This window comes from Arcticibacter sp. (genome assembly GCF_045629565.1).
Classification (GTDB): domain Bacteria; phylum Bacteroidota; class Bacteroidia; order Sphingobacteriales; family Sphingobacteriaceae; genus Arcticibacter.
The window spans coordinates 39621-62925 of sequence record NZ_JAZQRL010000101.1; the positions used below are offsets into that span (position 1 = coordinate 39621).

Annotated in this window: 24 protein-coding genes; 17 read left to right on the plus strand and 7 right to left on the minus strand. The window is 44.5% G+C overall.

The annotated features are described in order from the left end of the window. Positions 1-11: 11 nt before the first annotated feature. Both ACKI5J_RS13160 and ACKI5J_RS13165 read right to left on the minus strand, forming a co-directional pair. Entirely contained in the window at positions 12-1292 is a 1281-nt protein-coding gene (locus ACKI5J_RS13160) for a replication-associated recombination protein A (RefSeq protein ID WP_407429943.1), read from the minus strand. Continuing rightward, complete coding sequence (locus ACKI5J_RS13165) at positions 1293-2963, minus strand: glutamine--tRNA ligase/YqeY domain fusion protein (protein WP_407429944.1); 1671 nt, start codon at positions 2961-2963, stop codon at positions 1293-1295. Between the two features lie 214 nt (positions 2964-3177). Here ACKI5J_RS13165 and ACKI5J_RS13170 point away from each other — a divergent pair, with 214 nt between their 5' ends. The 11 genes from ACKI5J_RS13170 to ACKI5J_RS13220 all read left to right on the plus strand — a co-directional run bounded on the left by ACKI5J_RS13170 (position 3178) and on the right by ACKI5J_RS13220 (position 14005). Continuing rightward, a complete protein-coding gene (locus ACKI5J_RS13170) occupies positions 3178-4578 on the plus strand; it encodes a sigma-54-dependent transcriptional regulator (RefSeq protein ID WP_407429945.1) in 1401 nt (466 codons plus the stop codon). A gap of 171 nt (positions 4579-4749) precedes the next feature. Continuing rightward, positions 4750-5742, plus strand: a complete 993-nt coding sequence (locus ACKI5J_RS13175; protein ID WP_407429946.1) for a PAS domain S-box protein — start codon at positions 4750-4752, stop codon at positions 5740-5742. Between the two features lie 76 nt (positions 5743-5818). Next, the gene (locus ACKI5J_RS13180; RefSeq protein ID WP_407429947.1) at positions 5819-6097 is read left to right on the plus strand and encodes a YtxH domain-containing protein; all 279 of its coding nucleotides are present in this window, start codon (positions 5819-5821) and stop codon (positions 6095-6097) included. Between the two features lie 30 nt (positions 6098-6127). After that, the gene (locus ACKI5J_RS13185) at positions 6128-6487 is read left to right on the plus strand and encodes a phage holin family protein (protein WP_407429948.1); all 360 of its coding nucleotides are present in this window, start codon (positions 6128-6130) and stop codon (positions 6485-6487) included. Next, positions 6487-6927: a hypothetical protein gene (locus ACKI5J_RS13190; protein WP_407429949.1), complete on the plus strand. Its 441-nt coding sequence runs from the start codon at positions 6487-6489 to the stop codon at positions 6925-6927. Before ACKI5J_RS13185 ends, ACKI5J_RS13190 begins: the two co-directional genes overlap by 1 nt. A 97-nt stretch (positions 6928-7024) precedes the next feature. Continuing rightward, a complete protein-coding gene (gene trmB, locus ACKI5J_RS13195; protein ID WP_407429950.1) occupies positions 7025-7675 on the plus strand; it encodes a tRNA (guanosine(46)-N7)-methyltransferase TrmB in 651 nt (216 codons plus the stop codon). Further along, a complete protein-coding gene (locus ACKI5J_RS13200) occupies positions 7675-7998 on the plus strand; it encodes an MGMT family protein (protein ID WP_407429951.1) in 324 nt (107 codons plus the stop codon). The genes trmB and ACKI5J_RS13200 overlap by 1 nt, the downstream gene beginning before the upstream one ends. 5 nt (positions 7999-8003) lie before the next feature. After that, positions 8004-8363, plus strand: a complete 360-nt coding sequence (locus tag ACKI5J_RS13205; RefSeq protein ID WP_407429952.1) for a carboxymuconolactone decarboxylase family protein — start codon at positions 8004-8006, stop codon at positions 8361-8363. Beyond that, complete coding sequence (gene polA / locus ACKI5J_RS13210; protein WP_407429953.1) at positions 8364-11162, plus strand: DNA polymerase I; 2799 nt, start codon at positions 8364-8366, stop codon at positions 11160-11162. A gap of 161 nt (positions 11163-11323) precedes the next feature. Further along, positions 11324-12739 carry a glycogen synthase gene (locus tag ACKI5J_RS13215; RefSeq protein WP_407429954.1) on the plus strand — a complete coding sequence of 472 codons (1416 nt, stop codon included), beginning with the start codon at positions 11324-11326 and terminating at the stop codon, positions 12737-12739. 3 nt (positions 12740-12742) lie between these two features. Beyond that, complete coding sequence (locus tag ACKI5J_RS13220) at positions 12743-14005, plus strand: glucose-1-phosphate adenylyltransferase (protein ID WP_407430038.1); 1263 nt, start codon at positions 12743-12745, stop codon at positions 14003-14005. A 57-nt stretch (positions 14006-14062) separates the two neighbouring features. On the opposite strand, the gene ACKI5J_RS13225 is transcribed toward ACKI5J_RS13220, so the two are convergent. From ACKI5J_RS13225 to ACKI5J_RS13240, 4 genes are all read right to left on the minus strand, one after another. Next, positions 14063-14743, minus strand: a complete 681-nt coding sequence (locus ACKI5J_RS13225; RefSeq protein ID WP_407429955.1) for a metal-dependent hydrolase — start codon at positions 14741-14743, stop codon at positions 14063-14065. Between the two features lie 9 nt (positions 14744-14752). After that, complete coding sequence (locus ACKI5J_RS13230) at positions 14753-15058, minus strand: YbaB/EbfC family nucleoid-associated protein (protein WP_407429956.1); 306 nt, start codon at positions 15056-15058, stop codon at positions 14753-14755. Positions 15059-15102: 44 nt separating this feature from the next. Then, the gene (locus ACKI5J_RS13235) at positions 15103-15483 is read right to left on the minus strand and encodes a response regulator (protein WP_407429957.1); all 381 of its coding nucleotides are present in this window, start codon (positions 15481-15483) and stop codon (positions 15103-15105) included. A gap of 110 nt (positions 15484-15593) precedes the next feature. Then, on the minus strand, positions 15594-16793 hold the full coding sequence (locus ACKI5J_RS13240) for a serine hydrolase domain-containing protein (RefSeq protein ID WP_407429958.1): 1200 nt from the start codon (positions 16791-16793) through the stop codon (positions 15594-15596). Between the two features lie 140 nt (positions 16794-16933). Here ACKI5J_RS13240 and fumC point away from each other — a divergent pair, with 140 nt between their 5' ends. The 5 genes from fumC to ACKI5J_RS13265 all read left to right on the plus strand — a co-directional run bounded on the left by fumC (position 16934) and on the right by ACKI5J_RS13265 (position 21503). Next, positions 16934-18331 (plus strand): class II fumarate hydratase, encoded by a 1398-nt coding sequence (gene fumC, locus ACKI5J_RS13245; RefSeq protein WP_407429959.1) that lies wholly within the window; start codon positions 16934-16936, stop codon positions 18329-18331. Between the two features lie 46 nt (positions 18332-18377). Beyond that, a complete protein-coding gene (locus tag ACKI5J_RS13250; RefSeq protein WP_407429960.1) occupies positions 18378-18881 on the plus strand; it encodes a fumarate hydratase in 504 nt (167 codons plus the stop codon). 2 nt (positions 18882-18883) lie between these two features. After that, a complete protein-coding gene (locus tag ACKI5J_RS13255; RefSeq protein ID WP_407429961.1) occupies positions 18884-19678 on the plus strand; it encodes a S1/P1 nuclease in 795 nt (264 codons plus the stop codon). Positions 19679-19788: 110 nt separating this feature from the next. After that, on the plus strand, positions 19789-21189 hold the full coding sequence (gene hisS, locus ACKI5J_RS13260) for a histidine--tRNA ligase (RefSeq protein WP_407429962.1): 1401 nt from the start codon (positions 19789-19791) through the stop codon (positions 21187-21189). Positions 21190-21224: 35 nt separating this feature from the next. Next, positions 21225-21503 (plus strand): hypothetical protein, encoded by a 279-nt coding sequence (locus ACKI5J_RS13265; RefSeq protein WP_407429963.1) that lies wholly within the window; start codon positions 21225-21227, stop codon positions 21501-21503. A gap of 53 nt (positions 21504-21556) precedes the next feature. On the opposite strand, the gene ACKI5J_RS13270 is transcribed toward ACKI5J_RS13265, so the two are convergent. Beyond that, positions 21557-22735, minus strand: coding sequence for a class I SAM-dependent RNA methyltransferase (locus ACKI5J_RS13270; protein ID WP_407429964.1), 1179 nt, complete (start codon positions 22733-22735; stop codon positions 21557-21559). A gap of 67 nt (positions 22736-22802) precedes the next feature. Between ACKI5J_RS13270 and ACKI5J_RS13275 the strand changes: the two genes are divergently transcribed. Then, positions 22803-23168: a DUF3127 domain-containing protein gene (locus tag ACKI5J_RS13275; RefSeq protein WP_407429965.1), complete on the plus strand. Its 366-nt coding sequence runs from the start codon at positions 22803-22805 to the stop codon at positions 23166-23168. The last annotated feature ends 137 nt before the right edge of the window (positions 23169-23305 follow it).

Here is a 23305-nt window from a genome sequence, read left to right on the forward strand (position 1 = left end):
TTGGGAAACTTTTAGTAATTATACTTATTTTTCCACAGAGATTTAAGCTTTTCCCGCAATTTTTGTTCGCCCGGATTATCACCAGGATCGTATAGCTTCGTTCCGCTTAAAGACGGCGGAAAATATTCCTGCTCTCTGAAATTATTCTCATAAGAGTGAGAGTACTTATAATCCTTTCCGTAACCGATGTTCTTCATCAGTTTGGTAGGCGCATTTCGTATATGCAGGGGAACAGGAAGATCACCCGTCCTTGCAACGAGTTCCTGAGCTTTGCCAATCGCTTCGTAACTCGCATTACTTTTTGCCGATGATGCCAGGTAAGTAACAGTCTGCGAAAGAATAATCCGTGACTCTGGAGGACCTATGACATTTACAGCCTGGAAACAAGTGTTCGCCAGCAACAGTGCGTTAGGATTCGCATTTCCGATGTCTTCAGATGCCAAAATAAGCAGACGCCTTGCGATAAACGAGGGATCTTCACCCCCTGCGATCATCCTCGCCAGCCAGTACACTGCAGCATTTGGATCACTGCCCCGGATAGACTTAATGAATGCGGAGATAATGTCGTAATGATTCTCACCGGCCTTATCGTAAATCGCCATATTCTGCTGAACATGCTTCAGCACAAAATCATTGGTTATCTCCACTTCTTCAGTCCCTCCGGCATTCACAACCAGCTCGAGAACATTCAGCAAACGGCGTGCATCACCACCCGACAATCGTAAAAGCGCTTCATGCTCCCTGATGATGATTTTCTTCTTCGACAGATAGACATCTTCTTTAAGAGCCCGGCCGATCAGCTCAAGAAGGTCATCCTCTGTCAGGTGCTGGAGTATATATACCTGACTCCGGGACAAAAGGGCCGATATCACTTCAAATGAGGGATTCTCCGTAGTAGCACCGATAAGGGTCACCAGCCCACGCTCCACAGCCCCCAGAAGTGAATCCTGCTGAGACTTGGAGAACCGGTGAATCTCGTCGATGAACAACACCGGAAGATTGTCGTTGGTCTCTTTCAGCCGTGCTGCTTTCTCTATTACTTCACGAACGTCTTTTACTCCGGAATTAATTGCGCTCAAACTAAAGAAAGGCCTGTTCAAACGCTTGGATATGATATAGGCAAGAGTGGTTTTACCCACTCCCGGTGGTCCCCAGAGAATCATTGACGGCAAGTTTCCGCTCTCTATGGCCTTGCGCAGGATAGCACCCGGACCAACCAGGTGCTTCTGTCCCGAATAGTCATCCAGACCGGCCGGGCGCATGCGTTCTGCCAAAGGAGGTATTGTCGCCATTTATCCCTTCCTAATTTCTTTTGCCCAAGTGTCCTTAAGCGTAACCGTCCTGTTAAAAATAATATTGTCCCCAGTCGAGTCTTTATCCAATGTATAATATCCGTTTCTAAGGAACTGATACCCTCTACCCATTTCAGCATTAGCCAAATCAGGCTCAATATAAGCCTCAGGAATGATTTGCAGACTGTCCTGGTTAATAATTTCGACGAAGTCCCGACCATTTGCAACAGGGTCTTCATCATTGAAAAGCCGGTCGTACAACCTCACTTCTGCTCTGGCAGCATGAGCAGCGCTGACCCAATGAATTGTTCCCTTCACCTTAAGCCCAGATGTATCATTTCCCGACTTTGACTCAGGAATGTATGAACAATGCACTTCGGTTATATTTCCCGCCTCATCTTTTAGAAAACCGTCGCACTTGATAATGTAAGCACTTTTAAGGCGAACCATTAGGCCCGGCCCCAAACGAAAATACTTTTTGGATGGGTTTTCCATAAAATCGTCACGCTCAATCCAAAGTTCCCTGCTAAAAGGAATGTCACGTGAACCCTCTCCTCCTTCGACCTCAGGATTATTCTCACCTTCGAAAATTTCCACTTCACCTTCCGGGTAGTTGGTTACTACCAGCTTCAGAGGATCAAGTACAGCCATTCGTCTCCATGCCGATTTGTTGAGGTCTTCGCGAATACAAAACTCAAGCAAACTTACGTCAATTACATTTTCACGCTTGGCAACACCTATACGGTCGCAGAAGTCAAGGATTGATGCAGGCGTATATCCCCTTCTTCTAAGGCCGCTGATCGTCGGCATACGCGGATCATCCCAACCGCTAACGAAACCTTCGTTGACAAGCTGCAACAAACGGCGCTTGCTCATCACGGTATAGGTCATATTCAGGCGTGCAAATTCATATTGCCTGCTCGGAAAGATTTCCAACTCATCGATGAACCATTCGTAAAGTGGCCTGTGCGGAATAAATTCAAGTGTGCAGATAGAATGAGTAATTTCTTCAATGGAATCCGACTGCCCATGCGCAAAATCATACATGGGGTAAATACACCATGCATTTCCGGTACGGTGATGCTCTACATGCCTGATCCTGTACATAATCGGATCACGCATGTGCATATTCGGAGAGGCAAGGTCAATCTTAGCCCTGAGAACCATTGCACCGTCCTGATATTTACCTTCCTTCATTTCGGCAAAAAGACGGATATTTTCCTCAACGCTTCGGTGTCTGTATTCGTTAGCAACCCCGGGCTCCGTAGGTGTTCCCTTTTGCCTGGCGATCTCATCTGCCGTGCTTTCATCTACATAGGCCAGCCCTTTTTCAATAAGTCTGACAGCAAATGCGTAGAGCTGGTCAAAATAATTTGACGCGTATAATTCATTCTCCCATTCAAAGCCCAACCACTTGACGTCTTCCTTTATACTGTCAACGTATTCCGTGTCTTCAGTCTCAGGGTTCGTGTCGTCGAACCGTAAATTCGTTTTGCCATTGTACTTCCTGGCAAGCCCGAAATTCAGGCATATAGACTTAGCATGCCCGATATGCAGATACCCGTTTGGCTCCGGCGGGAAGCGCGTATGCACCCTTCCTCCGTGTTTACCATTTTGTATATCTTCTTCAATTATTTCTTCTATAAAATTTAGTGACCGTTCTTCGCTCATATACAGGTTAAAAAGACATCAAAAATACTAAACATTTCCTTATCGCACAGTGAGTAAGTTCAGGAACAATTTACTTACCGTTTTCGCTATATTTGCGAATTGATTGTTAAGAACCCAAAACAGGGGTTTTATAGGATATTTTTTTCATCACTTGTAGAAAACATTTCCCGTATAAAATATAAAATATACCTTTATTACTTGGGGCGAAATATATATGAAAAGAATTCTAATAGTTGACGATGAAGTAAATATCGGGATATTGTTATCAAAGTTTCTCACCAGAAACGGATACGAAGTAGCTACCGCCTTAAGTGGAGCCGCAGCACTGGACCTGCTCTCAAAAGAAAAGTTCCAGCTTGTGCTGTGCGACTTCCGGCTTGAGGATACTGATGGAAGAGAAATATTGAAAAAAGTAAAGGCACTCTATCCGCAAACCGGAGTAATCATCATCACTGGTTATTCCGACATTAAACTCGCCGTAGAGCTTATCAAGATGGGCGCCTATGACTATATAACTAAGCCTCTGTACCCTGATGAGATTCTGAACACCATTAGCAAAGCAATCGACCTCCAGGACACTATCTTTAAGTCTGACGGCAGTCCCACTCCTCAGCGAAAAGAAAAATCTGTCAAGGCCGGAGAATATCCGGAAGAGTTCGTCATTGGAGAGAGCGCCGCATCCAAAGAACTCATTAAACAGCTGGACCTGATTTCCCCAACCAACTATAGTGTAATCCTGACTGGCGAAAGTGGTACCGGAAAAGAATCCATTGCACATGCTATCCACCTGAAGAGTAATCGTAGAGACAAGCCTTTTATTGCGATGGATTGCGGTTCGCTCACAAAAGAGCTTGCAGGCAGCGAATTTTTCGGACATGAAAAAGGATCCTTTACCGGCGCGCTGTATACTAAAATAGGCCACTTCGAAATGGCCAACGGAGGAACACTTTTTCTTGACGAGGTAGGAAACCTGTCTTACGAAATCCAGGCTGCACTTCTACGAATTGTACAGGAACGGAAAGTGAAGCGGATAGGAAGTACAAAAGAAATAGACCTCGATGTGCGGATAATTATTGCTACAAACGAAAACTTGCAAGAGGCAATTCAAAAAGGACGCTTCCGCGAGGATCTCTACCACCGCTTCAATGAATTTTGTATCCACTTGCCTCCTTTGCGTGAACGCGATATCGACATCATGATATTCGCGGAGAAATTTCTCAAATTCACCAATAAGGAGCTTAGCAGAAACATAGAAGGCTTTTCCAGCGAAGTGATTAATTGCCTGATGAGCTACAACTGGCCTGGCAATGTAAGGGAACTGAAAAATGTTATCCGCCGCGCGACTCTCTTGTCTGAGACGCCCAAAGTTCAGCTGAAGGCCCTTCCCCTGGAAATCTCAAATTATACCAGGACTGCGGCTATAGAAACCGCTTTTGACGCCATTCATTCCCGCGAGCCCCGACGTGGTCTTAAAGATGCGGCGCTTGAAGCTGAATATGAAGCTATCCTAACGGTTTTGAAGGAAGTAAACTTTAACAAAACCAAAGCTGCACAGATTCTGAACATTGACAGGAAAACCCTGTACAATAAGATGAAGGCTATAAACCTGGGCTAACTTCGGCCAGTCGATTAAAGTTTCCGGCTTCACCGTTTGTAATGGCATTGGTTTTGAAGCTAATGGGCCGGAAGGCCTTCAACTTTTTACCGATCGCACACACACGATCATGAAAGAACTGACACGAAGCTAAGCTTTACTGTCTATCTTCCCGTTAGAATTTAGAACCACATGAACACCGTTAAAATACTGCTGGTTGCCGATGATGAGGATGATTACTTCCTCACACAAAAGCTATTAGCCTATGGGATTGATACCTGTAAATACAAATTGAGCTGGTGTTCCAGCTACTCTGATTCAATTAATGCCATGCTTAAAGATCGTTATGACCTTTATCTTGTAAATTACAAATTCAGAGATCGATCCGGAATCCACCTCCTCAGTGAAGCCGTTAAATCTAATTGCACCAAACCTATTATCATTCTAACAGGGAAAGACGACAAGGACATTGATGAAGAGGCGCTTAAAGCGGGAGCTGCCGATTATCTCCCGATAGACCAGATTAGCAGCGAAACTTTGGAACGGTCCATCCGGTATGTCACAAAACAATTCGAAATACTTGAAAAGCTCAAGAGAAACGAACATACCTTTCGTGTTCTTTTTGAACGTTCGAAAGACGCTATAGTGATCAGCAATCCATCCGGTCAAATACTCGATGCAAACAGTAGCGCCTTACGGTTTTTTGGCCTTGATCACTCCGAAATGGCCAACATTAACTGCGCTTTTTTTTACCAGCATCCGCGTGAGCGCCAGGCATTGGTCAAGATCCTCCAAAGAGATGGCGTTATAAATGAGATGCTGATTGAGCTCCTTACCTTGAAAGGAGACTCCCGGACGTGCTGCGTCACTTCTTTCATTGAAATACCACAACACGGTGAAACTGAGCTATTCTACACCTTCGTAAGAGATATTTCAGATTCCCGGCACCAATTTCTCTCCTCCGAAATGCTACCTCAGGCTTATGATCTGAGAACTCAGCTTCCACAGTCTGTAAAGGCGGTACGGACATCGCTCTCAAAGATAAATGAGGCGATAGAGACCAAGCTCAATCTGGAAACGTACTCACAGAATGCATCACTTTTTGATACGATTCGCATGAATGCTTCTTTTGCCGATCAGGCACTTCAAACCCTGGAGGAAGAGCACGAACGCTACAAGAGATAAAGACAAATTATCAAAACAGTTCCGACACTTCTTTTGTATTATAGGTAATATTACCTTATAACTTAAACTTTTAACCATGAATGACAATTCAAAAGTATTAGTGGCATTATTAGCGGGCGTAGCTGCAGGAGCAGCACTGGGTATCCTGTTCGCACCCGAGAGAGGAACGGAAACACGCGACCGACTAAACGACGCATTAAAAAACTTAGGAGATACAATCAAAGATCGGGCAGCCGAGGAAATTGACAATTTATCGTCATTAAAGGAGAAAATCGTCGAAAATTTAAAGACAACACTTGGTTCGGCCGAAGATACTCTCGACGATGTTAAAGCTCCGGCAACAGAGCCTGCTTAATTAAAGACCTGTTTCATTTACCTTATGACTATGCCCGAATCTCAAGACCAGAAACAAGCTCCAGACATTGTTTCTCTAATAAAAGAATATATCTCTACCAAAGTAGAATTAACAAGACTGACGGCCATTGATAAGCTTACCGTGCTCGTTTCTTCCATGATTACCGGTGCAGTGGTCGTCGTAGCGATGTTGCTTACATTCCTGTTTGCTTCTATTACACTTGCCCTTTTTCTCGGAGAAGTTCTGAATTCGTACGCAGCAGGCTTTGGTATTGTAGCACTGATCTATCTCGCACTTGCGGTAGTTACTAATTTGAGCAAAGAGAAGTATATCAACAAGTTCCTCCAGGACTTTATGGTTAAAAAGATATTTAATAAAGGGGAGAAATAATGGAAAAGAGCTTTAGTAGTCTGGCAGAATTGCAGGCAGAGATACAACTCCTTAAGGTTAAAGAGTTTCAGCAGAAAGAACTGGTTAAGGAACAGCTTAGCAGCCCTTCAGCGATCTTCCATGCTGTGAGCAGTCTGTTTAAAAGCGGCAATACGCATCAGCCTTTAGGTAAAAATTTGTTGAGCCAGGATATGGTAACCAACCTTGCCAGGGTGGGCATACCACTGATAATGAATGGATTCCTATTTAAAAGATCTGGATTTATAGCTAAAATGCTGATTACCTTCCTGTCTCAGAAGGCCGCTAAGAACGTCACATCGAATGCGGTGTCGGGGGCAATTGATAAGGTTCAGGGACTGATAAAGAATTTCATGGGGCAAAAGAAGAGGAGAGCACCTGTTCGTGATTACGGGATACCACCTGATAGCGAAAGTTTCTAATCATATAAAGGCATCGGATTACCGGTGCCTTTTTTGTATGTCCTTATCCATATCTTATCAAGTGATTTTTATCTAAGTTTGCAGCGAAAATAACGCAATGGGCAAAGATAAACTAAGACGGTTCGCAGAAATAGAAACTTTCTCGAATGTATTACAGCTGGATGAAGGCAAGCCTTTAAAAGGCCGCTGGAGTGCCGGCCACTTCAAGAACGACAAACCACTCATTCTTGAATTAGCTTGTGGAAAGGGAGAATATACCGTAAACCTGGCTAAATTATTTCCCGAAAAGAATTTCATTGGTATCGATTATAAGGGTAACCGCATTTGGCGAGGCGCCAAGACTGCCATTGAAGATGACATATCCAACGTCGCTTTTCTACGTATTCAGATCGAGAACATCCTTGACTATTTTGACGAAAACGAGGTATCGGAAATCTGGATAACATTTCCAGATCCGCAGCCACAGGTTAGCCGCGAAAAGAAGCGGCTTACTTCCCCACGATTTCTCGATAAGTACAAGATTATATTCAACAGTGAGGGGGTTCTGCACCTGAAGACCGACAATGATGCCCTTCATGCATATACGCTCGAAAAGATCGAAGAGCAGGGCTTAACGCTGCTCAGCCGGACTGAAGATTTATACAAATCTGACCTCGTAAACGATATTCTTTCCATCAAAACATACTACGAGAAAAAATATCTTTTACACGACAAGAACATCAACTATTTAAGCTGTAGCTTTAAGTAATGAATGATGAAAACTTCTTCGAAAAGGTCTACGCTATCGCCAGAGAGATTCCTCCCGGAAGGGTCACCACTTATGGTGCCATAGCAGAAGCCCTCGGAACCAAAGGATCAGCCAGGATGGTTGGATATGCCATGAATGGCTCAGCTGCCGCAACCCCTCCTGTTCCCGCTCACCGTGTAGTCAACCGCTCAGGCCTCCTCACCGGAAAGCGTGCCTTTCAAGGAGAAACGCTGATGGCCGAGTTGTTGCGAAATGAAGGAGTCGAAGTAATAAACGACCAGGTTGTGAATTTCCAGCACCTGTTCTGGAACCCCTTAAAATAATACATATGGGAAAGTTAGTAAACGAGTTTAATGATTACAGAACCCGCATGAACGACCGGGTAATGGAGACCGCCAATACCAATATCAAACGTTTTTTCGCACTCGATACCACCTCTTATGCCGAGGGAGCCTTGAGTGTCAAAACCAAAGAAATGCTCGGCCTGGTGGCCTCTATGGTCCTTCGTTGCGATGACTGTATCAAATATCACCTCGGCAAATGCTATGACGCCGGCGTTACTTCCGAAGAACTCAACGAAGTATTTATGATTGCGAACCTTGTCGGAGGTTCTATTGTTATTCCTCACTATCGGAGAGCAGTTGAATACTGGGACGAACTGTCGGCTTCTGATAAAACGATCCTATAAATGAAAAAATTATTTCTTTTAGACGGCATGGCTCTGATTTACAGAGCTCACTTCGCTCTGAGTAAAAACCCAAGATTTACTTCGTCGGGGCTCAACACTTCAGCGGTAATGGGATTCACAAACACGCTGCTCGAAATATTAAAAAAAGAGGCACCCACTCACCTTGCGGTCGTCTTTGACACAGAGGCTCCTACAGAACGACATATTGAATTTACCGATTACAAAGCCCACCGGCAAGCTATGCCGGAGGACCTCTCTGCTGCGCTTCCCTATGTCTTCAAGCTAATCCAGGGTTTCGGTATTCCCGTCATCACCTCTGATGGCTATGAGGCTGACGATATCATCGGAACTTTGGCAAAAAAAGCCGAACAAGCAGGATACACGGTATTTTGCATGACCCCCGATAAGGATTTTGCACAGTTGGTCTCTGACAACATATTTATATATAAGCCCGCGAGGATGGGCAATGACTTCGAAATCCTGGGAGTACCCGAAGTACTGGCCAAGTGGGAAGTGGAACATGTCCACCAGGTTATCGACATACTCGGAATGTGGGGCGACGCGGTCGACAACATTCCAGGTATCCCCGGCATAGGCGAAAAAACCGCCAAATCACTTATAAAGCAATTCGGCTCTGTTGAAGCCGTCATCGAAAACAGTCACCAGCTGAAAGGCAAGATGCGTGAGAATGTCGAGAAATATGCTGAACAAGGACTTATATCCAAAAAGCTTGCTACCATCATGCTCAACGCCCCTGTCGAACTGGACGAAGATGCTTTGCTAGTGACTGAACCAAGCAGGGAAATGCTTGAGCCGCTGTTCGCTGAGCTGGAGTTTAGGACAATCGGGCGCAGGGTCTTTGGTGAAGAACTGAAGGCTGAAGGTTCGAAACCTACAGGATTCGGCCAACAAATCGATCTTTTCGGACAGCCCGTAAACACACCCGCTCCCACATTTGCAGTAGCCGAAGAACCCCTTCAAGGCTCAAAGAATATAGAAAACACACCCCATACCTACCACCTGGCCGACACGCCCGGGAAAGTAGCTGAACTCATCGGCATCCTTGAATCCGTAAACAGCTTTTGCTTCGACAGCGAAACCACATGCATTGACGCGAACAACTGTGAGCTGGTCGGACTCTCGTTTTCCATCAAGACTGGCGATGCATGGTACGTTCCGTTCCCTGCGGATCAGGAGGAAGCGTTCCGCCTCGTTACCCTCTTTAAGCCGGTGTTCGAAAATGAAAAAATTGAGAAGAGCGGACAGAATCTGAAATACGACATTCTCGTACTCAACTGGTATGATATAAAAGTTCAAGGTCGATTATTCGATACCATGATCGCCCACTACCTGCTAGATCCCGACACACGGCATAATATGGATATTCTGGCGGAAAATTATCTTGGCTATAAACCCGTCGAGATCACTTCTCTGATTGGATCAAAGGGCAAGAACCAGGGTAACATGCGGGATGTGGAAATAGAAAAGATTAAGGAGTATGCCGCCGAAGATGCAGATATCACCCTGCAACTCAAAAAAGTATTTGAGCCGCGCCTGGTAGACGCAAATGCAGACAAGCTGTTCCGTGAAGTAGAGACGCCCCTGATTTATGTCCTGGCCGATATGGAGCGCGAGGGAGTACGTATAGACAAGGAGGCGCTGGACGAATATTCTTTACAGCTTAAAGTGGAGATAGAGCAGCTCGAAACAACCATTTATGATAAAGCCGGAGTTAAATTCAATATTGCCTCGCCAAAGCAGTTGGGAGAGGTATTGTTTGACAAGCTTCAGCTGGACCCCAAAGCAAAGAAGACCAAGACAGGTCAATACCAGACCGGCGAGGACGTGCTTAATGCGCTGGCCAGCAAAAGCGATATCGCCCGCGATATTCTGGATTTCCGTCAGCTCCAGAAACTCAAGTCTACTTATGTGGATGCCTTGCCAACATTGATCAACCAAAAGACTCAGCGACTTCATACCTCTTATAACCAGGCTGTAGCAGCTACCGGAAGGCTCAGTTCAACCAACCCCAATCTTCAGAATATCCCCATCCGTACAGAGCGGGGAAGAGAAGTAAGGAAGGCCTTTATCCCCAGGGATGAAAACCATATCCTGCTTTCAGCAGATTATTCCCAAATCGAACTCCGCCTTATCGCTGAAATAAGCCGCGATGAAAATATGATGGATGCATTTGCCAGCGGACTCGACATCCACACTGCAACCGCCGCAAAGGTTTATGGCATCTCTCTCGAAGAAGTCGATGACACTCGTCGGCGCAATGCAAAAGCGGTAAATTTTGGAATCATATACGGACAATCCGCCTTTGGCCTTTCTCAAAACCTCGGCATCCCACGCAAAGAAGCGGCCGCAATTATCGAAGAATACTTCAACCAGTACTCAGGCATTAAACGCTATATGAACGACACCATGAACTTCGCACGCGAAAATGGCTATGTTGAAACACTCATGGGGCGCCGCCGCTATCTGAGAGACATTAATTCAGCAAACGCAACAGTCAGAGGATTTGCTGAACGGAATGCCATAAATGCCCCTATCCAGGGCTCGGCGGCCGATCTCATCAAAGTTGCCATGATCAATATACACCGCGACTTCCGTGAACATAAACTCGTGTCAAAAATGACGATGCAGGTGCATGATGAGCTTGTGTTCGACGTTTTCACGCCTGAACTAGACAAAGTAAAGGACATTGTCAGTGAACGCATGAGAACCGCCCTCAAAACAACAGTTCCTATTCTTGTAGAGATGGGTACAGGATCCAACTGGCTGAAAGCGCACTAATTTACTTAATGCATGATTTTGTACACGCTGAGAAATTAAATAATTGATACATTTAAGTCGTCAACTTTTTTGATTATATAAAAGCAAATACGCTAAACCTTCGGACCTTTTGTAGGTTATTCGTATCAAATGAAGATATTAAACCTTATACTGACTAAATCATGGTTGTAATACATTTAAGTGCAGAATGCTACCCCTTAGCTAAAGTAGGAGGACTCGGAGATGTGGTAGGTGCCCTCCCTAAATACCAGCAGGAACTCGGAGTAACTGCTATAGTAGTTACCCCTTATTACGACAGGAAATTTGCTCGCGAAAATGAATTCGAAGTGGTCTACGAATCTGTCTTCCGAATGGGCGACAGAGACCTCCCTTTTCAGGTATTGAAAGAAACAACCGACAGACTGGGCTTTCACCTGCACATGATCCGGATACCCGGATTACTGGACAGATCAGAAATCTACTCTTACCCGGATGAAACGGAACAGTTCATTGCATTCCAGCTTGCTTTTCTGGAGTGGCTGCTAAAATTTAAAGACAACCCGGACATCATCCATTGCCATGACCATCACACTGCCCTTGTCCCCTACCTGATGTCGCATGCATTTAAGTACCGCTTTTTATCTACTATCCCTACCGTCTTGACTATTCATAATGGTCAGTACCAGGGCTGGTTCGGATGGGACAAGTTCCATTACCTTCCGGAGACAGATCCATGGACCAGAGGATTACTGGACTGGGGAGGCGCTATAAACCCTCTCGCAGCAGCGGTTAAGTCCTGCTGGAAGTTCACAACAGTATCACCAAGCTATCTTGCAGAACTGATGGAAAATTCAAAAGGATTGGAAACACTGTTTGTTCAGGAACAGAAGAAAGGATCCGGAATTTTAAATGGAATTGATACCGACGTATGGAACCCCGCTACCGATCCTCTTATAACATTTAACTATGGTCTTGATAACGTAACCAAGGGAAAGCAAGAAAATAAACGCGCACTTTGTAAAGAATTTGGCTTTACACTGTCCAAACCACTCATCGCTTTTATCGGCAGACTGGTAGACGAGAAAGGCGCTGACCTCCTTCCTGATGCCATAGCGCAAATACTTTCTGCAGCGAAAAGCAAAGCAAGCATCCTCGTTCTCGGTTCTGGAGACCCCGCTATTGAAGAAAAGTTGGCCCAATTAAAAGAAACGTATAAGAAGGACTACAATGTTTATATAGGATACGATGAGGCGCTGTCACACCGTATTTACTCAGGTTCAGACTTCCTTCTAATGCCTTCGAGAGTAGAGCCTTGCGGACTTAATCAACTTTACGCAATGAAATACGGAACGATTCCCATTGTGCGAAGCACTGGAGGACTTAAAGATTCTGTTATAGATGCTGCAGAGCCTGAAGGTTACGGAATTTGTTTTCCGGAAATGGATGTCGAATCCATAGTAGCGTCAATTGCACGTGCAGTAGATTTATATGCAAACACGAGCAACGTTCGATTGTTACGTAAGAGAATGATGTTGCTTGATTTTTCGTGGAATCGCTCGGCAAGCCAATATATTGATCTATATAACAGCCTTAAATAATATATTATGTCCAAAGTTATTGCAGTTATCCTGGGAGGCGGGCAGGGAACCCGGCTTCACCCCCTTACTGCCACCCGATCAAAACCGGCGGTTCCCATTGCAGGAAAATACCGACTGGTTGATATTCCCATCTCCAACTGTTTTAACTCAGGGATCGATCGGATCTTCGTCCTGACGCAATTTAACTCAGCTTCATTGAACAAGCACATTAAAAACACCTACCACTTTAATGTGTTCAGCAATGGTTTCGTAGATATACTTGCTGCCGAACAGACTCCCAACAACTCCGGATGGTATCAGGGAACCGCAGATGCTGTAAGACAGTGCCTGCACCATATCGCTCCATTTGAATTTGAATATGTGCTGATCCTATCCGGTGATCAACTATATCAAATGGATTTTAACGATATGATCGAAAAACATGCTGCCTTAAAAGCTGATATTTCTGTCGCTACGATCCCCGTAACGGCAAAAGACGCTTCTTCGTTTGGCATCATGAAGACCGATGAGAACTTTAATATCACCTCGTTTACCGAAAAACCTAAGACTGGTCTGGAAGACTGGACTTCAGAAGTTGGCGAAGACATGAAAGCTCAGGGAAGGATTTTCCAGGCTTCTATGGGTATTTACATCTTCAACAAGGATATTATTTTCGATACCCTTACAAATGACCCTCATACTGATTTTGGAAAAGAAATCATTCCGGAGGCTATAAACAAGAAAAAGGTAGTAGCTTACCAATATGACGGCTACTGGACAGATATTGGTACCATCCCTTCATTCTTTGAAGCGAATATCGGCCTGACAGACGATATTCCGCAGTTTAACCTCTTTGACAAGAAAAGCATCTTTTCCAGGGCACGCATGCTCCCGCCTTCTAAGATTATGGGAACAACCCTTGAAAAGACTGTCATATCTGATGGTTGCATCATTGATGCCAGCCGCATTGAGCGTTCAGTAATTGGAATCAGAACACGAATCGGCAAAGGATCTACAATTGAATGTACTTACATCATGGGATCCGACTATTATCAGACACTTGACCAACTCGAAGAAGCACGCCAAAGCGGCACCCCTATAATGGGCGTTGGCGAAAGGTGTTTCATTAACAATGCCATACTCGACAAAAACTGTCGGATAGGAAATGACGTACGTATTAACGGAGGCCCGCATCTCGAAGACGGTGATTACGAAAAATACACCGTGAGAGACGGAATAGTGGTGATAAAGAAATCAGCTGTTATTCCTAATGGCACAGTGATTTAAAAATGCTTTAACGAAAAAGAGCGGTACTAATATAATACCGCTCTTTTTTTGTCTTTATTATAGCTCAATAGCAGCTCCAATATCAATCAGCCGCAGATCGTTTCCGGCTGCCTTGAACCTTTCCACGGCATCATCCTTGTCGATCTTGATGTACCCGAATGTATCATAATGCATCCCTATGATTTGAGTGCAGTCAATATAGCGGGCGGCAATGATCGCATCGTCGATCCCCATGGTAAAATTGTCCCCAATGGGTAAGAATGCAATATCCGGTTTAAACAACTCCCCCGTAAGCTTCATTTCCTGGGTCAGAGCAGTGTCTCCTGAATAATATAGCGTCTTTCCGGATGTTTTGATGATAAAGCCTGCAGCCGTTCCTCCATAAGTTCCATCAGGAAGAGAGCTCGAATGAGCAGCAAAAACCATTTTCAGGTTACCGAAATCGAAGTTCCACTGTCCGCCCAGATTCATCGGGTGACAATTGGTTATACCTTTCTTTTCCAACCAGGCCGAAATTTCGAATGCGCAAACCACAACAGCATTTGTTCTTTTTGCGATCTGAACAAGATCTGCTGTATGGTCTTCATGACCGTGGGAAACCAGAATAAAATCCGCAGGAATCGAATCTATATCAATATGTTGGGCAAGCTCGTTGGGGCTGATGAAAGGATCAAACAATACATTAAAACCCTGTGTCTCCAGAAGGAAGCACGACTGTCCGTAATATGTCAGTTTCATAACCTAAGTTTATCCGTTGAAAAGATTCCCGAGGCCACCCAGCATATTGCTGCTAAGCGCCTGCATTTCCGTTTGATGAACATTCTCCGCCTGAACCAGCGCTTTGTTAACGGCCACAGCTATTAATTCTTCCAGTTCTTCCCGGTCTGCAGACTTAAAAAACTCATCATCTATCTGAATAGACGTGATGTTTTTATTCCCGGTGGAAGTAACACTGATCTTTCCGCCTTCTGCCTCACCTTTCACAGTTATAGAGTCTAACCTCTTCTTAATCTCTTCAGCCTGCTGCTGCACCTGCATTAATTTGTCGAACATATCCGTTTGTTTATTTTATTAATACAAAGATAGGAAGCAATAGTTTAATCAAGTTCCTTGAGGATTGCCGGCGATAACGGCTTAGAAACAAAACCTTTAACAGGGCTGTACGTTGCGGCGCGTGCTTTATCGTTTTCATCTACCGAAGAACTGACGATATAGATGTTGATCGCTTTGGCCAAATCTGATTCAAAGCTTTTAAAAACTTCCAGAAAATCCCATCCATCTATCACCGGCATATTTAGATCCAGCAGGATGACATCCGGAAGTTCCGCTACATTCTGCAGGTTCTCTTGCAGAAAAGCCAGTGCCTTTCCAGCTTCCGTATAGCTCGAGATGGAATCATATGTATGATGTTTTTCAATCATTATCTGAGCAATTCTCTGATGAATTACGTCATCATCAATGATAAAAACCTTTCTCATAGATTATTAACTAAAACAAGAACCATCTCTATATATATCATTTGAATATGGAGAACTTAGTCTACTTTTTAAACATACAAAAAGGAACGATCAAACTACAATTAAATTGATCATTCATCGGTAGAATCGCCGTTCCCTGAGTAAGCGGACTTGCGCACAACCGGCATACCGACCATTTTATATAACTCGTCTAATTGTAGAAGGCTGCCGTTAGTCAGGTTACTCAACAATACAATTGTCACATCTGATTTCAGATCACGAAGGTAGATATGCCTGAATCCATGCCACCAGCCGGTGTGGTAAACCACCTTGTCGTTCTTACCTTCAAAAGTTCTCCAGCCATAACCGTAATTGAAATGACCTCTGGCGATATCATTATGACCCGTATAGGCGGAGTCCTGCCATGCCTTGCCCAACAGCTTACCTTTCCGGAGCGCCTGGTCAAAAATAAACAGGTCCTGCACGGTACTGTAAATCCCCTTGTCGCCGACCGGTCCGTCAAGAAAATTTTGTACTACTGAATACCGCCATGTACGATCATGTCCTACTACATCAACAGGAATCTTTTCGTATTCTGCCTTGGAGTATACAGCAGTGTTATGCATTCCGGCAGGCTTAAAAACGTTCTCGCTCATAAACTGAGAGAAAGGCACTCCCGATACTTTTTCAACGATGGCGGCGAGAACCATATAATTGGAGTTATTATAATGGAACTTGACGTCCGGCCGCGTATATGGGGAAGGCTTCCGCTCAGCGATCAACTTCATCACATCCATATTGCTGATCCCGTTCCGCTCACTTCGTTTCTCCTTTTTGAAGACGCCGTCTACAAAATACACGTAGTTCATCATCCCCGAACGATGAGATAACAACATCCTTACAGTAATTCCCTCATATGGAAAATCCGGAAAAAAGTCCTTTACCGTCTGATCGAGCTTCAGCTTTCCCTGCTCGGCAAGCATCAGCACTGCAGTAGCCGTCATGGGTTTGGTAACCGATGCTAACTCAAATTTCGAATGGATATGCAAACTGTCGCGGTGAAGATAGTCAGCCCAACCAATGGCTTTCTGATAAATAATCTTTCCTTTTTTTGCCACGAGCACATTCCCATTGAACCCCCTCTTTTTGTGCAGGTTATGCATAAATTCATCAATCTGTTTATCGCCTTTTGCGGGATCATAAACCAGCATGAGGCTATCCGACTTGTCGTCTTCAGCAGTACGTTCGGTGGTTTTACTCTCGGATGAACAGGATGTAAACGAAAAGGAAGTACAAAAAATAAATACGATAAAGAGGCAGATCCGTGTCATAAAGGAATGAAGATAGCTGTTAATCAGCCACGAAAATCAGAAAATTATTACAATAACCAACGCCGAATCCATGTCTAAAACGCTTTTCCCTCTGATTATAAAGGATAAAAAAATTAAATTTGCTGACCAAACTTAAAATCATGAATTTCAGAATAGAACATGACACTATGGGCGAAGTGCAGGTCCCCGCTGACAAATACTGGGGAGCCCAAACGGAGCGCTCGCGAAATAACTTCAAAATAGGACCGGAAGCATCTATGCCTAAAGAGGTAATTGATGCGTTTGCGTACTTGAAGAAAGCAGCAGCCTATACCAATACAGACTGCGGAATACTTCCAGAAGAAAAGCGTGATTTGATTGCCCAAGTATGTGATGAGATATTGAACGGTGACCATTACAGCGAATTTCCGTTGGTTATCTGGCAAACCGGATCAGGCACCCAATCGAACATGAACGTAAATGAGGTTGTGGCCAACCGCGCACATGTCCTTCAGGGTAATACACTGGGCAGTGGTAAAACTTTTATTCATCCGAATGATGATGTTAACAAATCTCAATCCTCAAATGACACCTATCCTACTGCCATGCACATTGCGGCATATAAAATGGTGTTGCATACCACCATTCCCGGCGTTGAAAAATTAAGAGACACCCTAAAGCTAAAGTCAGAGGCCTTTAGAGATGTTGTGAAAATAGGCCGTACCCACCTCATGGATGCCACTCCACTAACACTTGGTCAGGAGTTTTCAGGCTATGTGTCTCAACTGGATCATTGCCTTAAAGCAATAAAAAACACCCTGTCTCACCTTTCTGAGTTAGCCCTCGGCGGAACAGCTGTAGGTACTGGTATCAACACCCCTAAGGGTTACGATGTAAAAGTCGCAGCGTATATCGCTCAGTTTACAGGCTTGCCCTTTATAACAGCTGAAAACAAGTTTGAAGCCCTGGCCGCTCATGACGCAATGGTGGAAAGCCATGGTGCATTGAAGCAGCTCGCCGTAGCATTAATGAAAATCGCAAACGATATTCGTATGATGGCCTCAGGCCCTCGTTCAGGTATCGGCGAAATATTCATTCCGGAAAACGAGCCGGGATCTTCTATTATGCCCGGAAAAGTTAACCCTACACAAAGTGAAGCACTAACCATGGTTGCTGCGCAAGTGATGGGAAATGACGTGACAATATCAATTGGAGGTTCAAACGGCCACTATGAGCTTAATGTGTTTAAGCCTGTAATAGCCGCTAACTTTCTACAGAGTGCACGACTGTTAGGCGACGCCTGTGTTTCTTTCAACGATCACTGCGCCGTTGGAATCGAGCCGAACTATGACGGCATTAAAAAGCATGTTAACAATTCTCTGATGCTTGTAACTGCATTAAACCCGCATATTGGTTACGAGAACGCAGCGAAGATTGCAAAAAAGGCGCACAAAGAAAACAAATCGCTCCGTGAAGTTGCTCTGGAGCTTGGTTTGCTTACTGAAGAACAATTCGACAACTGGGTACGCCCTGAAGACATGATTGGGGGCCTTAAATAGTTCTCCGTTAAATCCCTCTCCCTTAAGGAGAGGGAATTTTTATTCTATGACATACAGATCTCCGGCTTCCGCTTCATTATTTCTTATTTTATTTCTCTTTTCTGCATGCAGGTTCAATCCAAACATCCAGAAAAGCGGCTCACCGGCATTCCAAGGCGTTTGGGAGGAAGCTCCTTTGCCCTTCAAAGACAGCCTGCTGCTGAACGTAAAGCACACCTTTAAATTCACTTGCGACTCATTCTACGTCAACATTGAGAGCTTTTCAAAAGTGAACTATTATGCCGACAGTTGTTTCAAGGGCGGTCATTGGAAAGAATACGCAAAGGGGAATTATGTAATCAGAGAAGATACTCTTTACATGGTCGGTGCCTTTACGCATGCTAATTTCAAGCAAAAGCTAGCAGGATGCTACCGTACAGGCGTGTACAATCCTAAATTTTTGATCCGAAAGACCGATGCCGAAAAAATCGAACTGGTGAACATCCATCAGCATTTACCGATGTCGCTGATACTGAAAGAAAAAATCACCTGTAATCCACAACCACTGTAATAATGAAAACACTTTTTAAAATAGCGCTACTATCAGCGTTTATTTTGTATCTCCCTGCGCAGTCAAATGCCTGGGGACTTTTAGGTCATCGCATCGTTGGTGAGGTTGCCGAAAATCACATCAGCTCCAAAACCAGAAAGAAGATTAAAAAGATACTGGGCCACGAGAGTATAGCCATGAGCAGCACCTGGATGGATTTTATCAAATCGAATCCGCACTACCGATATATGAACAACTGGCACTTCGTGAACCTACCCGAAGGTCTCAATCTTGAACAGGCTAAAGTTGCTCTTGAACAGGATACCACCGCAAACGCTTTCAACAAAATTCGCTTTGTAACAGCAGAGCTAAAAAAGAAAGACCTTCCAATGGAAGAAAAACAACTCTACCTTCGCATTCTGATCCACCTGGTGGGTGATATCCACCAGCCTATGCATTGTGGCAGGGCCGCCGACAAAGGAGGAAATGATATCAAGGTAAAATGGTTCAACCGACCAGATAATCTGCACAGTATCTGGGATTCCAATATCATAGAATATCAGCAGCTGAGCTACACCGAGTATACAAACGCAGTTAACTCCGCTGATAGACAAGAGATTAAAAAATGGCAGAGGGATGATCTGACGATGTGGATCTACGAATCTTACCAAAAAAGCGAAGAGTTATATAAAGCCGCTGAAGAAAGCACCGACTACAGTTACCGCTATAATTATGACTGGATCGACACCACTAACCAGCAGTTGATAAAAGGGGGCATCAGACTGGCCGGTCTCCTGGACGAAATTTTCGGAAACTGACCCCCATAACCCCCACCCTTGCAGTCATCACCAGGCTGCAAGGATAATAACATACCCGATCATGGTCTCACCATGAGCAAATTAAGCCAGCAATTTGTATTTTTGCCGCCATGGCGAACATTAAACCGTCTGTTCCAAAAGGCACACGCGACTTCTCACCATCAGAAATGGTGAAACGTAACTACATATTCAATACCATCAGTACCGTTTTCCGGAAATATGGTTATCAGGAAATACAAACTCCTTCCATGGAGAACCTGAGTACACTGACCGGGAAATATGGGGAAGAAGGAGATAAGCTGATTTTCAAGATTTTGAACAGTGGCGATTTCTGGGGTGATGCGGATAAGAAGAAACAGAAAACTCCCGACTTCGATTATAGTTCCAAATCGCTCTTACCTATTATATCGGAAAAAGCGTTGCGGTACGACCTCACTGTACCCTTTGCCAGATATGTGGTCATGCACCAGAATGAAATCTCATTTCCATTCAAAAGGTTCCAGATACAGCCAGTATGGCGCGCTGACCGTCCGCAAAAAGGAAGATACAGGGAATTTTATCAGTGCGACGCAGATGTTGTAGGATCTGAAAGCCTGCTTAACGAAGCCGAGTTTGTCCTGATCTACAAAGAAGCCCTTTCCTTGCTTGGCTTGAAGGACTTCACCATTAAAATCAACAACCGGAAGATCCTTTCAGGAATAGCCGAAATTATAGGAAAGCCGGAGCTGATTGTGGATATGACCGTTGCCATTGACAAGCTGGATAAAATCGGAATTGATGGAGTAACGAAAGAACTGATCGGACGAGGCTTTACCTCCGGCGATATAGAGAAACTTAAACCTGTTATTTTGTTGGAAGGCAGCACGCTTCAAAAGCTTGAGCAACTGAAAGCTGTTCTGTCATCATCGGATACAGGGTTGAAAGGAATCAACGAAATTGAGTCGATCCTTAGCTATCTGGGAGGATTAACCCAACTATCCGCAGAAGAAATGTCTGCATTTCTGGAGTTGGATATCACACTTGCCCGCGGCCTCAATTATTATACAGGTGCAATCTTCGAAGTAAAAACCAATGAAGTGGCCATGGGAAGCATCGGAGGAGGAGGAAGATATGATGACCTTACGGGGATGTTCGGATTAAAAGGCCTTACTGGTGCCGGCATATCTTTTGGTGCTGACCGGATTTACGATGTCCTGGAAGAGTTGAATCTCTTTCCAGAGAGTGCTTCAGAAACGACTAAACTACTGATCACCAATTTTGACGCTGATGCAGAGACCTACGCTTTGCCGATCATACAAGCTTTGAGAGAGCACCATATTGCTGCAGAGCTGTACCCAGCAGCAACAAAGCTAAAGAAACAGCTATCTTATGCTGATGGAAAGAACATTCCCTTTGTTGCATTAATTGGAAGTGATGAAATGCAAACGGGCCAACTCACACTTAAAGACATGCAGGCTGGAACCCAGGAGAAGATCAGCCTGGAGGCTTTGATCGAAAAATTTAAAAGCTAAGTTTCCATAAACGCGAACCCATATGGGGCTGTATCATGAAAAAGGATGTTAACAGCATTTGTATGGCGCAAGGTAAGGGACTTCGCTTAGAACGCCTTGATATGAAGGGGATATTATCCAGTGATAAAGCCGTGATGAGTCCGACTTTACAGTCACCAGGTCGGACTCATCACGGGAGTAACAGCGGCTATTGTCGCCTGCATATAGTCGATGTCCCTATGAAGACAAGGGACGTTTACCTTCATTATTCCGGATATTGCTATCAATCAGTGACCCATTTCAAGGGACAAAAAAAAGAGGTGATCATTGATTAATGATACACCCCTTTTGGACTTTAACAGAATTCCCGGGTAAACCTATATAACGTTTAGGCTTTACGTTCCAGGGGTTCGCGCTTCGAACCATCGTACAGTTCATATTCGAACAAACGGCAATCAAGTCTGCCGTTGTAGAACTCGATCCTTCTAGCGGCACGAAGACCGATTTTCTTGGCAAGATCCGGATTGCCGGTAAACACATAGCCAAAATAACCTTTGCATTTCTGCTTAAGAAAATCGCCGATGCGCTTATAGGTGATTTCCAGCTGAGTATGTACCCCAAGGCGTTCACCATATTCAGGATTGAACATAACAACTCCCGCGCCTTCGGGCATTTCTGTTTCTTCAAAGTCGCACACCTGGAAGTCTATCAGCTGATCAACACCGGCAGTGCGGGCATTTTGACGTGCAATTTCTATTGCTTCTTCTGAAATATCGCTGGCGATGATCTGGACGTCCTGTTGCTTCAGAATTCTGTCCTTGAGCTTCCGGCGCTCCGCAAAGAACACCTGCTCATCATACCCCAGGATATGCATGAAACCATAATTCATACGAAATAAGCCCGGCCTCCTGTCTGTCGCAATTAATGCCGCTTCAATAGCCAGGGTTCCAGAACCGCACATTGGATTTACAAAAGGCGATTTCATATCCCACTTACTTGCCAGTATGGTTGAAGCAGCGAGTGCTTCGAGCATGGGTGCTTTTCCGGGCAATTTACGGTAACCATGCTTGGAAAGAACTTCTCCTGATGTATCAAGGAAGATCTCCGCAACGTTTTCTTTCCAGTAGAGGTGAACAACCGTCTTATCTATGGAAGGACCTGTATTAGGCCTTACATTTTTCTTTGATCGGATCCGGTCCACGATAGCATCCTTCACCTTTACATTGGCAAACAGTGGCGTGCGGATGTGTTCATTATCCACATTGGATGTGATGGAGAAATATCCGGCGAAGTCAATTATCTCCTCCCATGGAATCTCTACCAAGCCATCGTATAATTCTTTAGGACTCGGTGCGTCGAAACTTTTTATCGAATAAAGAACCTGACTCGCCGTCCGCAGGTTAAGATTGAGCGTGATACAGTCGTTAACCGTACCTTCGAGCTCCAGCCCTGTATTGAATTTGCGCTTAATGTCAAATCCCAGAGCCTCAACCTCATCGACAAGATAGGGACTAAGTCTGTTATTGCAGGTAACGATGATCCTGCTGTTAGTGTTGAAAACTTGCATAAAATATGTGCGAAGTTAATCAATTAAATTTGCCAGTTTTGATTAAGATTTTAAAAGAACAGACAGTATGGATATCAAGGGAAAAGTACATGAGATTTCTCCTATAATGAATGTAACGGAAACATTCAAGAAGAGAGAACTAGTGATAGAATATGCAGAGAATCCTTCATACCCCGAATACATTAAATTCGAAGCACTACAAGACAAGGTAAACTTGTTCGACAGTGTTAAGCCGGGAGATCAGGTGGAGGTATTTTTCAATCTTCGCGGTCGCCCATGGACTGACAGAAACGGGAAAACCGCTTACTTTAATACATTGGTTGTCTGGAGAATTAACACCCTGAGCGGTGCGGCTCCAGAGGCAAGTACTCCGGAATACGCTCCGCCGGCTGACTTCAATTCGTCGGCACAGGATGACGACCTGCCATTCTAGATAGAACTGGAATAGCCGTTTAATTTTTAATATAATAAGCAACAAAAGGCTCTTTACATTAGTAAGGGGCCTTTTGTTGCTTGGACGCTTTCCTGTTCATGACAAGTCGCCCTCTTACTCCCCAGACAAAACCTGTA

What these genes read in the sequence shown, in the direction of transcription:
- trmB (WP_407429950.1), top strand. Translation starts at nt 7,025, where the DNA reads ATGGGCAAAGATAAACTAAGACGGTTCGCAGAAATAGAAACTTTCTCG.
- ACKI5J_RS13165 (WP_407429944.1), bottom strand. Translation starts at nt 2,963, where the DNA reads ATGAGCGAAGAACGGTCACTAAATTTTATAGAAGAAATAATTGAAGAA.
- ACKI5J_RS13250 (WP_407429960.1), top strand. Translation starts at nt 18,378, where the DNA reads ATGACATACAGATCTCCGGCTTCCGCTTCATTATTTCTTATTTTATTT.
- ACKI5J_RS13160 (WP_407429943.1), bottom strand. Translation starts at nt 1,292, where the DNA reads ATGGCGACAATACCTCCTTTGGCAGAACGCATGCGCCCGGCCGGTCTG.
- ACKI5J_RS13270 (WP_407429964.1), bottom strand. Translation starts at nt 22,735, where the DNA reads ATGCAAGTTTTCAACACTAACAGCAGGATCATCGTTACCTGCAATAAC.
- ACKI5J_RS13235 (WP_407429957.1), bottom strand. Translation starts at nt 15,483, where the DNA reads ATGAGAAAGGTTTTTATCATTGATGATGACGTAATTCATCAGAGAATT.
- ACKI5J_RS13230 (WP_407429956.1), bottom strand. Translation starts at nt 15,058, where the DNA reads ATGTTCGACAAATTAATGCAGGTGCAGCAGCAGGCTGAAGAGATTAAG.
- ACKI5J_RS13185 (WP_407429948.1), top strand. Translation starts at nt 6,128, where the DNA reads ATGCCCGAATCTCAAGACCAGAAACAAGCTCCAGACATTGTTTCTCTA.
- ACKI5J_RS13175 (WP_407429946.1), top strand. Translation starts at nt 4,750, where the DNA reads ATGAACACCGTTAAAATACTGCTGGTTGCCGATGATGAGGATGATTAC.
- ACKI5J_RS13170 (WP_407429945.1), top strand. Translation starts at nt 3,178, where the DNA reads ATGAAAAGAATTCTAATAGTTGACGATGAAGTAAATATCGGGATATTG.
- fumC (WP_407429959.1), top strand. Translation starts at nt 16,934, where the DNA reads ATGAATTTCAGAATAGAACATGACACTATGGGCGAAGTGCAGGTCCCC.
- polA (WP_407429953.1), top strand. Translation starts at nt 8,364, where the DNA reads ATGAAAAAATTATTTCTTTTAGACGGCATGGCTCTGATTTACAGAGCT.
- ACKI5J_RS13240 (WP_407429958.1), bottom strand. Translation starts at nt 16,793, where the DNA reads ATGACACGGATCTGCCTCTTTATCGTATTTATTTTTTGTACTTCCTTT.
- ACKI5J_RS13190 (WP_407429949.1), top strand. Translation starts at nt 6,487, where the DNA reads ATGGAAAAGAGCTTTAGTAGTCTGGCAGAATTGCAGGCAGAGATACAA.
- ACKI5J_RS13275 (WP_407429965.1), top strand. Translation starts at nt 22,803, where the DNA reads ATGGATATCAAGGGAAAAGTACATGAGATTTCTCCTATAATGAATGTA.
- ACKI5J_RS13205 (WP_407429952.1), top strand. Translation starts at nt 8,004, where the DNA reads ATGGGAAAGTTAGTAAACGAGTTTAATGATTACAGAACCCGCATGAAC.
- hisS (WP_407429962.1), top strand. Translation starts at nt 19,789, where the DNA reads ATGGCGAACATTAAACCGTCTGTTCCAAAAGGCACACGCGACTTCTCA.
- ACKI5J_RS13180 (WP_407429947.1), top strand. Translation starts at nt 5,819, where the DNA reads ATGAATGACAATTCAAAAGTATTAGTGGCATTATTAGCGGGCGTAGCT.
- ACKI5J_RS13265 (WP_407429963.1), top strand. Translation starts at nt 21,225, where the DNA reads ATGAAAAAGGATGTTAACAGCATTTGTATGGCGCAAGGTAAGGGACTT.
- ACKI5J_RS13255 (WP_407429961.1), top strand. Translation starts at nt 18,884, where the DNA reads ATGAAAACACTTTTTAAAATAGCGCTACTATCAGCGTTTATTTTGTAT.
- ACKI5J_RS13215 (WP_407429954.1), top strand. Translation starts at nt 11,324, where the DNA reads ATGGTTGTAATACATTTAAGTGCAGAATGCTACCCCTTAGCTAAAGTA.
- ACKI5J_RS13225 (WP_407429955.1), bottom strand. Translation starts at nt 14,743, where the DNA reads ATGAAACTGACATATTACGGACAGTCGTGCTTCCTTCTGGAGACACAG.
- ACKI5J_RS13200 (WP_407429951.1), top strand. Translation starts at nt 7,675, where the DNA reads ATGAATGATGAAAACTTCTTCGAAAAGGTCTACGCTATCGCCAGAGAG.